14 protein-coding genes and 1 pseudogene are annotated in these 12,199 nt (G+C 31.6%); 12 read left to right on the top strand and 3 right to left on the bottom strand.

Features of this window, described 5'->3' with window-relative positions; genetic code table 11:
• The first annotated feature begins 63 nt into the window (after positions 1–63).
• On the top strand, positions 64–879 hold the full coding sequence (salC, locus tag AJ936_RS09570) for a peptidylprolyl isomerase SalC (RefSeq protein ID WP_070274497.1): 816 nt from the start codon (positions 64–66) through the stop codon (positions 877–879).
• A 36-nt stretch (positions 880–915) separates the two neighbouring features.
• On the opposite strand, the gene AJ936_RS09565 is transcribed toward salC, so the two are convergent.
• Both AJ936_RS09565 and accB read right to left on the bottom strand, forming a co-directional pair.
• Complete coding sequence (locus AJ936_RS09565; protein ID WP_070274495.1) at positions 916–2,247, bottom strand: acetyl-CoA carboxylase biotin carboxylase subunit; 1,332 nt, start codon at positions 2,245–2,247, stop codon at positions 916–918.
• A gap of 1 nt (position 2,248) precedes the next feature.
• Positions 2,249–2,704 carry an acetyl-CoA carboxylase biotin carboxyl carrier protein gene (accB, locus tag AJ936_RS09560; protein ID WP_002866271.1) on the bottom strand — a complete coding sequence of 152 codons (456 nt, stop codon included), beginning with the start codon at positions 2,702–2,704 and terminating at the stop codon, positions 2,249–2,251.
• Positions 2,705–2,850: 146 nt separating this feature from the next.
• Here accB and dcd point away from each other — a divergent pair, with 146 nt between their 5' ends.
• The 11 genes and pseudogenes from dcd to AJ936_RS09505 all read left to right on the top strand — a co-directional run bounded on the left by dcd (position 2,851) and on the right by AJ936_RS09505 (position 12,076).
• Positions 2,851–3,411: a dCTP deaminase gene (gene dcd, locus AJ936_RS09555; protein ID WP_053872724.1), complete on the top strand. Its 561-nt coding sequence runs from the start codon at positions 2,851–2,853 to the stop codon at positions 3,409–3,411.
• Positions 3,412–3,459: 48 nt separating this feature from the next.
• Positions 3,460–4,464, top strand: a complete 1,005-nt coding sequence (pseB, locus tag AJ936_RS09550) for a UDP-N-acetylglucosamine 4,6-dehydratase (inverting) (RefSeq protein ID WP_070274493.1) — start codon at positions 3,460–3,462, stop codon at positions 4,462–4,464.
• Between the two features lies 1 nt (position 4,465).
• Positions 4,466–5,596 carry a UDP-4-amino-4,6-dideoxy-N-acetyl-beta-L-altrosamine transaminase gene (pseC, locus tag AJ936_RS09545; protein ID WP_070274491.1) on the top strand — a complete coding sequence of 377 codons (1,131 nt, stop codon included), beginning with the start codon at positions 4,466–4,468 and terminating at the stop codon, positions 5,594–5,596.
• Positions 5,589–6,897 (top strand): annotated as a pseudogene (locus AJ936_RS09540) (DUF4910 domain-containing protein). The gene pseC and the pseudogene AJ936_RS09540 overlap by 8 nt, the downstream one beginning before the upstream one ends.
• Positions 6,894–7,685, top strand: coding sequence for an N-acetyltransferase LegH (gene legH, locus AJ936_RS09535; RefSeq protein ID WP_070274489.1), 792 nt, complete (start codon positions 6,894–6,896; stop codon positions 7,683–7,685). The pseudogene AJ936_RS09540 and the gene legH overlap by 4 nt, the downstream one beginning before the upstream one ends.
• Before the next feature lie 30 nt (positions 7,686–7,715).
• A complete protein-coding gene (locus AJ936_RS09530; RefSeq protein WP_044780596.1) occupies positions 7,716–7,946 on the top strand; it encodes an acyl carrier protein in 231 nt (76 codons plus the stop codon).
• Positions 7,943–8,836 carry a class I SAM-dependent methyltransferase gene (locus AJ936_RS09525; protein WP_070274487.1) on the top strand — a complete coding sequence of 298 codons (894 nt, stop codon included), beginning with the start codon at positions 7,943–7,945 and terminating at the stop codon, positions 8,834–8,836. Before AJ936_RS09530 ends, AJ936_RS09525 begins: the two co-directional genes overlap by 4 nt.
• On the top strand, positions 8,829–9,245 hold the full coding sequence (locus AJ936_RS09520) for a VOC family protein (RefSeq protein ID WP_044780600.1): 417 nt from the start codon (positions 8,829–8,831) through the stop codon (positions 9,243–9,245). Before AJ936_RS09525 ends, AJ936_RS09520 begins: the two co-directional genes overlap by 8 nt.
• Positions 9,242–10,804 carry an HAD family hydrolase gene (locus AJ936_RS09515; RefSeq protein ID WP_070274485.1) on the top strand — a complete coding sequence of 521 codons (1,563 nt, stop codon included), beginning with the start codon at positions 9,242–9,244 and terminating at the stop codon, positions 10,802–10,804. Before AJ936_RS09520 ends, AJ936_RS09515 begins: the two co-directional genes overlap by 4 nt.
• Positions 10,794–11,855: a beta-ketoacyl-ACP synthase III gene (locus AJ936_RS09510; protein ID WP_070274484.1), complete on the top strand. Its 1,062-nt coding sequence runs from the start codon at positions 10,794–10,796 to the stop codon at positions 11,853–11,855. The genes AJ936_RS09515 and AJ936_RS09510 overlap by 11 nt, the downstream gene beginning before the upstream one ends.
• Positions 11,855–12,076: an acyl carrier protein gene (locus tag AJ936_RS09505; RefSeq protein WP_002786077.1), complete on the top strand. Its 222-nt coding sequence runs from the start codon at positions 11,855–11,857 to the stop codon at positions 12,074–12,076. Before AJ936_RS09510 ends, AJ936_RS09505 begins: the two co-directional genes overlap by 1 nt.
• Positions 12,077–12,089: 13 nt before the next feature.
• Here AJ936_RS09505 and AJ936_RS10660 read toward each other — a convergent pair.
• A partial coding sequence (locus AJ936_RS10660; RefSeq protein WP_148564213.1) for a DUF2920 family protein occupies positions 12,090–12,199 on the bottom strand: 110 nt, incomplete at its 5' end.

Here is a 12,199-nt window from a genome sequence, read left to right as displayed (position 1 = left end):
TTTTGCCTTTTCTTAAATTTTTATTGATATAATGCGATATTTATACTTAAATAAAGGTTTGAAATGAAAAAAATTTTATTAAGTTTTGCATTTTTTGCAAGTTTAGCTAGTGCAAATACCATTAATGCTATAGCTGTAGTTGTAGACAAAGAGCCTATCACGACTTATGATATAGATCAAACTATGAAAGCACTTAAAATTGATAGAAATAAAGCTTTAGGCGTACTCATCAATGAAAAAATGGAAATTTCACAAATGAAACAACTGGGTATTGTAGTCAATGATCTAGAGCTTGATGATGCTATAAATAAAATGCTTGCTCAAAACAAAACTACTTTAAATGCTTTCAAAGCAAATTTAAATTCCAAAAATCAAAGCTATGAACAATTTCGTGCAAATTTTAAAAAAGATTTAGAAAAAAGAAAGCTTTATGAAAAAATCGCAAGTATGGCAAAAACTGATTTTAGTGATGATGGAGCAAAAAAATTTTTCGAACAAAATAAAGATAAATTCACTTTTTATACACAAATTAATGCAAATATTTATTTATCAAACAATCCTCAAACTTTAGAAAATATCAAAAATACAAAAAAAACAATCCTTAAACCACAAAATGCATCTTTAAACACAAGCAATGCCGATCCAAGACTTTTAGGGCTTTTATCGCAAATTCCTGTTGGAGGCTTTTCCCCTGTTTTAAATGGAAAAAATGGCTATGAACTTTATGAAGTTAAAAGCAAAGATGGAGCACAAACTCCTGAATATGAGCAAGTTAAAAATGAAGTTTTAAACGCTTATGTAAGCGAACAAAGACAAAATTTCATACAGGATTATTTTGATAAACTCCGCTCTAAAATCAATATAGAATATTTAAGATAAAAATTACAATTAAAATTTCCCTTTAATAGGGAAATTTTAATGTCTTGCAAGATAATTTGTATCGTAGTTATTGTTAATAAAATCAGGATTTTCCATCATAGAAAGATGAAAATCTTTGGTTGTTTTTATCCCACTTATAAGTAACTCATCTAAAGCTACTTTCATTTTTGCAATAGCTTTATTACGATCTTCTGCCCAAACTACAAGCTTACCTATCATAGAATCATAATAAGGAGGCACGCTATAGTCTTGATAACAATGACTTTCCATTCTAACATTGCGTCCTGCGGGTGGAATGTATTTGGTAATCTTGCCTGGACTTGGCAAGAAAGTTTTAGAATCTTCTGCCGTGATTCTACATTCTATAGAATGCCCATTTAATTTAATACTTTTTTGAGATGGTAAGGCATAACCTTCTGCTACCTTAATCATTTGTTCTATGATATCAATCCCACTTACCATTTCACTTACACAGTGTTCAACTTGCAAACGTGTATTCATTTCTATAAAATAAAAGTCTAAATTTTTATCAACTAAAAACTCAAAAGTTCCCGCACCTTCATATCCTATAGCTTTGGCTGCCCTAATAGCAGTTTCATGAAGCCTAGTACGTGTTTTTTCATCAAGCAAAATCGCGGGAGATTCTTCGATAAGTTTTTGATGGCGTCTTTGCATAGAACAATCTCTTTCACCCACATGAATCACATTACCAAAACTATCTCCTATAACCTGCACTTCTATATGGCGTGGATTTTGAATGTATTTTTCCATATACATAGTTCCATCACCAAAAGCTGTCATAGCCTCGCTTTCAGCTGACCAATACGCTTTTTCAAGATCTTTTTCATTTTCCACCACACGCATGCCACGGCCGCCACCGCCAGCAGCTGCTTTTAAAATCACAGGATAGCCTATTTCTTTAGCAAGTTTTTTAGCTGCTTCAGCTCCTGCTAAAGCCCCATCGCTTCCTGGGATTACAGGCACGCCTGCTCTTTGCATTACTTGTTTAGCTTTTGATTTATTACTCATTAAATTCATAGCTTCTACAGAAGGACCTATAAATTTGATGTTATGTTTAGCACAAATTTCAACAAAATTTTGATTTTCACTTAAAAATCCATATCCTGGAAAAATCGCATCTGCTTCAGCAATTTCAGCTGCTGTGATAATAGCTGGGATATTTAAATAACTTTCAGAACTTCTTGCTTTTCCTATACAAATGCTTGCATCAGCGTATTTTAAATACAAAGCATCTTTATCTGCTTCAGAATACACACAAATTGCTTTTTTACCCATTTCTTTAATTGTTCTTAAAGCACGCAGTGCTATTTCTCCACGATTAGCAATTAATATGCTTTTAATTTCCATTTTATAATTTCTCCACCGCAAATAAAGGCATTCCAAATTCTACAGGCTGACCATCAGCAACTAAAATTTCAGCGATCCTACAATCAAATTCCGCTTCAATTTCATTCATGATTTTCATCGCTTCGATAATAGCTATAGTATCGCCTTTTTTAACCGTACTGCCTACTTTTACAAAAGGTGCTGCACCTGGACTTGGAGCCTGATAGAAAGTTCCTACCATAGGGCTGTTTATACTTGGTTTGTTTGATTTTGCACTTTGACTAGGTTGAGCTTCGTTTACAACGCTTACATTGATAGGTTGTGGAGCTGGAACTGGAGGACAAACAGGGGCTGGAACATCGCAGCACATATCTCTTTCAAGTTCTATTTCAAAACCATCTTGTTCTTTGATCTTAATTTTACTAATATTTGCTTCAGCAAAAAGGTTTACTAACTCTTTAATTTCTTCTTTTGTCATAAAATTCTCCTAAAATTTAAGAACTTAATCTTGTATTATATAAAAAAACTTAAAAATTTAACTTTAAAAAAGAAAAAAATCATAAAAAATATAGATTTTTTAGGTTATAATCCTTATAAAAAATTACAAATATTAAAAGGTTAAAAATGGGCTTAAAAGCAGATAACTGGATAAGAAAAATGGCATTAGAACACAAGATGATCGAACCATTTTGCGAAGCAAATATAGGAAAAGGTGTGGTAAGCTATGGACTTTCAAGTTATGGCTATGATATACGCGTAGGGCGTGAGTTTAAAATTTTTACCAATGTCAATTCAACCGTAATAGATCCAAAAAATTTCGTAGAAGAAAATGTGGTAGATTTTGAAGGCAATGTATGTATAGTTCCTGCAAATTCTTTTGCTCTAGCTAGAACCATAGAGTATTTTAAAATGCCTGATGATGTTTTAGCTATTTGTCTTGGCAAAAGCACCTATGCAAGATGTGGTATCATCGTCAATGTTACTCCTTTTGAACCAGGTTTTGAGGGACATATCACTATAGAAATTTCAAACACTACGCCTTTGCCTGCAAAAATTTATGCCAATGAAGGCATAGCACAAGTGTTGTTTTTACAAGGTGATGAACAATGTGACACCACTTACAAAGACAAAAAAGGCAAGTATCAAGCCCAAACTGGCATAACCTTGCCAAGAATTTTAAAATAGGAACACTTGTTGCTTTAATTTTAAAAAACTTAAGCAAAGGAAGGCAAAATGTTTAACAAAAAAAATATCTTAATCACAGGCGGAACAGGCTCTTTTGGAAAAACCTATACTAAGGTTTTACTAGAAAATTATAAACCTAATAAAATCATCATTTATTCTCGTGATGAGCTCAAACAATTTGAAATGGCAAGCGTTTTTAATGCTACTTGTATGCGTTATTTTATAGGAGATGTAAAAGATAAAGAGCGTTTAAGTGCTGCTATGCGTGATGTGGATTTTGTTATACATGCTGCTGCAATGAAGCATGTGCCTATTGCTGAATATAACCCTATGGAATGTATAAAAACAAACATACACGGTGCGCAAAATGTCATCGATGCTTGTTTTGAAAATGGGGTTAAAAAATGTATCGCTCTTAGCACAGATAAGGCTTGCAATCCTGTAAATTTATACGGTGCAACCAAACTTGCAAGCGACAAGCTTTTTGTCGCTGCAAACAACATAGCAGGCAATAAACAAACACGCTTTAGCGTTACAAGATATGGCAATGTTGTAGGTTCAAGAGGATCAGTGGTGCCTTTTTTTAAAAAACTCATCAGTGAAGGAGCTAAAGAACTTCCTATCACTGATATAAGAATGACTCGTTTTTGGATCAGCCTTGAAGATGGAGTAAAATTTGTACTGAGTAATTTTGAAAGAATGCACGGAGGAGAAATTTTCATCCCTAAAATTCCTTCAATGAAAATCACCGATCTAGCTCATGCTTTAGCTCCTAATTTAAGCCATAAAATCATAGGTATAAGAGCAGGAGAAAAACTACATGAAATCATGATTTCAAGCGATGATAGTCATTTAACCTACGAATTTAAAAACTACTATGCTATAAGTCCGAGTATTAAACTTGTGGATAAAGATAATGACTTTAGTATCAATGCCCTAGGTGAAAAAGGGCAAAAAGTAAAAGATGGTTTTTCTTATAGTTCGGATAATAATCCTTTATGGGCAAGCGAAAAAGAACTTTTAGAAATCATCAATCACACTGAAGGTTTTTAAAATGCTTACTTATTCTCATCAAAACATCGATCAAAGCGATATAGATACGCTTACAAAAGCTTTAAAAGATGAAATTTTAACAGGGGGTAAAAAGGTAGATGAATTTGAAGAAGCCCTTTGCGAATATGTGGGCGTAAAACATGCTTGTGTATTAAATTCAGCTACTTCAGCCCTTCATCTTGCCTACACAGCACTAGACGTCAAAGAAAAAATCGTTTTAACCACCCCTTTAACCTTCGCTGCTACGACTAATGCGGCCTTAATGGCTGGAGCTAAGGTAGAGTTTATCGACATTAAAAACGATGGCAATATCGATGAAAAAAAACTAGAAGCAAGACTTTTAAAAGATAGCGAAAATATAGGAGCTATTAGCGTAGTGGATTTTGCGGGCAATAGCGTTGAAATGGATGAAATTTCAAGCCTTGCTAAAAAATATAATATTTCTTTAATCGATGATGCAAGCCATGCCTTAGGTGCTTTGTATAAAAGTGAAAAAGTAGGGAAAAAAGCCAATCTTTCTATCTTTTCTTTTCACCCTGTTAAGCCTATTACCACTTTTGAAGGTGGAGCCGTGGTGAGTGATAATGAAGAGCTTATCACCAAAATCAAGCTTTTAAGAAGCCATGGTATAATTAAAAAAAGGCTTTGGGATAGTGATATGGTAGAACTTGGCTATAATTACCGCTTAAGTGACGTTGCTTGTGCTTTAGGGATAAACCAGCTTAAAAAACTCGATCGCAATCTTGAAAAAAGAGAAGAAATCGCAAGTTTTTACGATAAGGAATTTGAAAAAAATCCGTATTTCTCCACGATAAAAATCAAAGGCTATAAAAAAAGCTCGAGACATTTATATCCTATTTTGCTTTTTCCTGAATTTTATTGTCAAAAAGAAGAACTTTTTGAAAGCTTACTTCATGCAGGAATTGGCGTACAGGTGCATTATAAACCAACTTATGAGTTTAGTTTTTATAAAAAACTCTTAGGAGAAATCAGACTCCAAAATGCGGATAATTTTTACAAAGCCGAGCTTAGCATACCTTGTCATCAAGAAATGAGTTTAAAAGATGCAAAATTTGTAAAAGATACTTTATTTAGCATTCTTGAAAAAGTTAAAGGAGGATATTGTGGATAAGCTAGACTTTAGAAGTCAAGATTTTAGCCAAACTGGAAAGGCTATGTATGAACTAGCTTGTAAACTTTTTCCTATCCCTAGGAGTATCACAGGGCAAAGTTTTAGAGCTAGCTTAGAAATTTTAAATAAAACTCTGGGGGGGGGGTATACTCAAATTTCACTCTATAAAAAGTGGTGCAAAGGTTTTTGACTGGATAGTCCCTGATGAATGGAATGTTAAAGAAGCCTATATCATCACTCCAGAAGGAGAAAAAATTTGTGATTTTAAAAAGCATAATTTACACCTTCTAAACTATAGCGAGGCTATCGACAAAGAAATCGAACTAGAAGAACTTCAAGATCATCTTTACTCCATAGAAGAAATGCCTGATGCTATTCCTTATGTAACGAGTTATTACAAAAGACGTTGGGGATTTTGCCTTACACACAACGAAAGAAAAAAACTCAAAAAAGGCAAATACAAAGTTTATATCGATGCAAAACATGATGAAAATGGGGTTTTGGATTATGCTGATTTTATCCTACCTAGTACGCAAAATTCAAAAGATGAAATTTTAATTTCAACCTATCTTTGTCATCCTTCCATGGCAAATAATGAGCTTAGTGGTCCTGTGGTGGCTATTTTCCTAGCAAAATGGCTTTTGAGTTTAAAAGAAAGAAAGTATAATTACCGCTTTGTCATCATTCCTGAAACCATAGGCTCTATAGTCTATCTTAGCAAACATTTAGAGCATTTAAAAAAACATGTTAAAGCAGGCTTTGTGCTTTCTTGCTTAGGCGATGATCATGCTTACTCACTCATACACACACCCAAAAAAAACACTCTAAGTGATAAAGTTGCCTTGCATACGCTTAAAAATAAAAAAAATTTCAAAGCTTTTAGTTTTTTAGATCGTGGAAGCGATGAAAGACAATACAATGCTCCGCTTGTAAATCTTGGCATTGTAGGAGTATGTCGCACAAGATACCTAGAATACGAACAATACCACACCAGCAAAGATGATCTCAATTTTATCTCTGAAAAAGGTTTAATGGGTGGACTTAAAAGCATACAAGAAATGATTTTAAATCTAGAAATCAACGCTGTATATGAAAACACCATAGTATGCGAACCCAATCTTGGCAAAAGAGGATTATATCATACCCTTAGCACTGCCAATGACATTCCTTTGGCTTGTAATTTTCTAGCTTACTGCGATGGAGAAAATGATATCATCGATATAGCTAATATCTTAAATATGCAAGCTTATGAATTTAAAGAACTTTTGGAAAAAATAAAATTTTATGGACTAGTAAAATGAAATATTTTTTAGAACACAATGGCAAAAAATACTCCGATAAAGATTTAATAGATGCTTTTTATCAACTAGGTATAAAAAGAGGCGATATTTTATGTGTACATACAGAACTTTTTAACTTTGGCATGCCTTTGCTTTCTAGAAATGAATTTTTACAGACTATACTCAATTGCTTTTTTGAAGTTATAGGCAAAGAAGGCACTTTGATCATGCCAACCTTTACTTATAGTTTTTGCAAAAATGAAGTTTATGACAAAATAAATTCCAAAACAAAAATAGGAACATTAAATGAATATTTTCGCAAACAAACAGGAGTAAAACGCACAAATGATCCTATATTTTCTTTTGCTATAAAAGGAGCAAAAGAAGAATTATTTTTAAAAGATACAACAAGTTGTTTTGGGGAAAATTGTGTTTATGAGATTCTAACTAAAGAGAATGGAAAATATATGACATTTGGAGGCCAAGGACATACACTAACACATTATGCAGAAGAACAATTTGATGTATTTTACAGATATCATAAAATTTTCTCTGGAATTTTAATTGATGAAAACAATATATCATACAATAAAACCATTAGTTATTATGTTAGAAAACTTGACATATCTTCTGAGCCCAATTTAATTAACATTATTAATATTGTTAATAGTACTAAAAATTTTAAAAAAAATAATTTTGCAGGAGATCATATAAACATTTACAACGCTAAAGAATATATAGAAATTTTATGGGAAAAATTAGATATAAACCAAACAATTCTAATAGAAAATTATGATACAATATATTAATTTTCAACATTCTTAAGAAAGTGCTATACAATGGAAAAACAATTTTATGAAATTTTAGAAAATATCCTTGAAATCAAAGTAGATGAAAATACAAATTTAAGCATGGAAAATTGCAAGAACTGGACTTCTTTAGCCCATATTGATATCATCATGAGTTTAGAAGAAGAATTTGAAATCAAATTCAACAAAGAAGATTTAAGTCTCTTAAAATCCCAAAACGCTTTGCTAGAAAAAATTCAAACCCTAAAGGCTGAAAAATGAAAGAAAATATTGAAAAATTATTTCAAGCCATCGCTCAAAAAAATCCTATCCATTCTAAATATCTTAAAAAAATTGAATTTTCACAAGAAGACGAAGAAGAATTTGATAAATTAATTTCTTATTATATTCAAGATGGCATCAGTATAGAAGAACAATGCGATTGTTATTTATTGATCCTTAACGATACTTTAGAAGAAACAAAATTTTTCATAGAAAATGGGACTTATCGTTATTCTAGTTTTGATGAAGTTAAGGATAAGGTTTATTTTAATGAAAGCTATATGAAACAATACATGATAGGTTTAGCTCTTTCTTCTTTTGTTTGGATAGCTCATATTAAAGTAAGAAAGTATTTTTCACAATATTTGCAAAATTTCACTCCAAAAACAACTTATTTTGAAATAGGCCCTGGTCATGGAGAATATTTTGCAAGAGCAGTTAAAAGTGGTAAATTTTCCGCCTTTTATGGACTTGATATCTCTCCAACGAGTTGCGAACTTACTCAAAACATGGTAAAGCAACAAGTAGGAGAATTGATCTCAAAATGTGATTTTTTATGTCAAGATTTTTTTACTTATGATTTTGATAAAAAAGCTGATTTGATAGTAATTGGAGAAGTACTAGAACACGTAGAAAAACCTCTTGAATTTCTTAAAAGATCCAAAGAGCTTCTTAGTGATGGAGGAGAAATTTTTACAACTATTCCTATCAATGCTCCTGCTATTGATCATATTTATTTATTTTCCCATCCTGATGAAGTTAAAGATTTGATAGAAAAATCGGACTTAAAGCTTAAGACTTATGAATATTTTATGGCAAATGATTATAGTTTAGAAAAAGCATTGAAATTTAAAAATGCTATCACTATGGCAGTAGTTTTAAATGCTTGATAAAACACTCAATTTACCCCTTCATCATATAGGTGTGGCTTGTAAAAATTTAGAAAAAGAAAGGGAATGTTTTTTTAAACTAGGTTTTTACAAAGAAGCAGAATTTATAGATGAAAAACAAGGAGTAAGAGGCGAATTTATCATTCCTTGCAATGAAGCATTTCCACAGTATAGATTTGAACTTTTGCAAAATTTAAACGATAAAGGCCCACTAGATAGCTATTTGAAAAATAATACCAAAATGTATCATTTAGCCTATGAAAGTAAAAATATCGCCCAAGATTTAATTCTTTTGGAACAACAAGAAGGCATTTGTATTGTTCCTATTATGCAAGCAAGCTATTTTGCTAAACTTTGTTTTATCATGATGCCAAATAGGCTTTTAATCGAACTTGTGGAGCTAAAATGAATCTTTTCTCGCCTCATTTAAAACGCAATGAGCTTATAAAATTTGCCAAAGAATTAGACTTTAGTAAAAGTCAAGATCTTCTTATCAATATCCATAGAAATCATGCTTTTGAAGGAGTGCAAAGTATCATTGCTCCTTTTTTACATTTTGCCAATTTAAGAGCTGAGTTTAATTTCAGCTCTTATGATGATAGCTTGAGTTTTGATAATTTTAAAGAAGCTAATTTAGAACTTTTATGGCTGGATTTAACCCGCTATAAAAATAATGTGCAAAATTTTCTAGAAGAAAAACTTCTAGAATTAAGAAAAATTTCACAAAACCCTATTTTAGTCCTTAGTTTAGGAGAATTTAAAACAGATAAAAAAATTTTAAATTGCGAAATTTTTAACATAGAAAAACTCATAAAAGAGTATTTTGATGAAGAAGATATTTTAGACTTAGCTAAAGAAGAACTTACAGGCTCTAAGCTTAATAATAAAGCCTTGATTTTCTTAGCACAAATTTTAGGACTTAGCCTCATCCCTGCACTCATAAAACCTGTTCTTAAAGCTCTTGTGCTTGATCTTGATAACACCTTGTATCAAGGAATTTTAGGTGAAGAGGGCATAGATAATATTAATTTAAGTCCTTTGCACAAAGCCTTACAAGAAAAAATTAAAACTTTTAAAAAACAAGGATTTTTACTTGCCCTAGCTTCAAAAAATGAAGAAAAAGACGCAAAAAAACTTTTTGAAACAAGAAAAGATTTCATCTTGCAATGGGATGATTTTGATGCTAGAATGATCAATTGGGAGCCAAAGGGTGAAAATATCTTAAAAATTGCTAAAAAATTTAATATAAATACTAACGCTATGCTTTTTATAGATGATAATATTGCCGAGCTTGAAAATACCAAATTTACAGGTGTTAAAACACTTTTATGCGATGAAAATATACTTTATAAAATCAAGCTTTTTCCTAATCTTTTAAAACTTTCAAATACCAAAGAAGATCAAATTCGTGCCAAAGATATAGCAGCCAATGCTTTAAGAGAAGAGCTTAAAAGTTTAAGCGATGAAGAATATTTTCAAAATCTTCAAATCAGCTTAGATTTTAGACAAAATGATCTGCAAAATATCCCTCGCATTAGCGAACTTTTAGGTAAAACCAATCAATTTATCGCTAATTACACACGCTTAAATCAAGAAAAAGTCGCACAACACATGCAAAAAGAACTCATTGTAAGTGTGAGCATGAGTGATAAATTAAGCGATAGTGGGATTATCGCTATTTTTGTTTTTTCTTGCAAAGAAGGAAATTTATTTATCGATGATCTTTGCATTTCTTGTAGGGCTTTAGGTAGAAAACTTGAAACTAGAATGTTTTTTAAAGCCTTTGAACTAGCTTTAAAATTCTTCAATCTTAAAAACAATAATGCAAGGCTTTACTATCAAAAAGGCGAAAGAAATATGCCATTTTTAAGCTTTTTAGAACAAATTTCTAAAGAAATTGAAAAAAACTCAGCCCTTGTTTCATTTCAAAATTTAAATTTTAAAGGACTTATAATCCATGAAAACTAGATTTGATAAAGCCAAAATTTCAGGCATTTGCGTAAGCGTACCTGAACATAAAATTTGCATTGATGATGAGTTAGAAAGCGTTTTTTCAAATGATATTAAAATCCTTAAAAGAATGAAAAAAGTCATAGGTTTAAACACGCGTTATATTTGCGATGAAAACACTTGTGTAAGCGATCTTGGAAAACACGCAGCCAATACACTTTTACAAGGTTTAAATATAGATAAAAATAGCCTTGATGCACTCATCGTAGTAACTCAAAGTCCTGATTTTTTCATGCCTTCTACGGCTTGTTATTTACACCAACTTTTAAATTTAAGCTCTAAAACCATAGCTTTTGATTTAGGACAAGCTTGTGCAGGGTATTTATACGGCTTATTTGTCGCTCATTCTTTAATACAAAGTGGCTTAGGTAAAATTTTACTCATTTGTGGGGATACTTTAAGCAAATTCATCCATCCTAAAAATATGAATTTAGCCCCTATTTTTGGCGATGGAGTAAGCGCAACTTTGATTGAAAAAACGGATTTTAATGAAGCCTTTTTTGAACTTGGAAGCGATGGAAGACATTTTGATAAACTCATCATTCCAAAAGGTGCGATGAGAATACCTAAAGTAGATATTTTTAACGACGATTCGCTCATGCAAACTGAGGAGTTTAGACAATTAGAAAATCTTTACATGGACGGAGCAAATATTTTTAATATGGCTTTAGAATGCGAACCTAAAAGCTTTAAAGAAATTTTAAAATTTTCCAAGGTAGAAGAAAAAGACATTGCTTTTCATCTTTTTCATCAATCTAATGCGTATTTGGTTGATTGCATCAAAGAAGAATTAAAACTTAATGATGATAAAGTTCCTAATTTCATCATGGAAAAATACGCTAATTTAAGCGCTTGTTCACTACCTGCCCTACTTTGCGAACTAGATACTCCAAAAGAATTTAAAGCGAGTTTAAGTGCTTTTGGTGCAGGGCTTAGCTGGGGAAGTGCGGTGCTAAATTTCAAGGATTTATACACAAAAGATATTTTAATTTACACAAAGGAGAAATAATGACAAAAACTGAATTTTTAGAAGAGCTTAAAGAAGCTATGCATAGAGATGAAGACTTAAACGAGGATATGCTACTTGATGATATAGATGAGTGGGATAGTTTGGCTTTTGTATCTGTAATGGTGCTTTATAAAAATCTTTTTGCTTTAAAAATCACAGCCGAAGATTTGAAAAATTGTCAAAAAGTGAGTGATTTAATCGATTTAGCAAAGCTTGATTAAAACCTTTAAGGTTTTAATCTTTTATCTCTAATTCAAATTTATCTCCCACATCTTTAAATATAAACACTTTATTCCCACAAGGATAAGAGATGGAATTTTCTTGCATAAAAGATTTTCTTTTTT

The organism is Campylobacter sp. BCW_6877 (assembly GCF_001762445.1).
In the GTDB taxonomy this organism is placed as follows: domain Bacteria; phylum Campylobacterota; class Campylobacteria; order Campylobacterales; family Campylobacteraceae; genus Campylobacter_D; species Campylobacter_D jejuni.
Note: the sequence above shows the minus strand (reverse complement) of the source record. Positions and strands in the feature narration are given on the sequence as shown.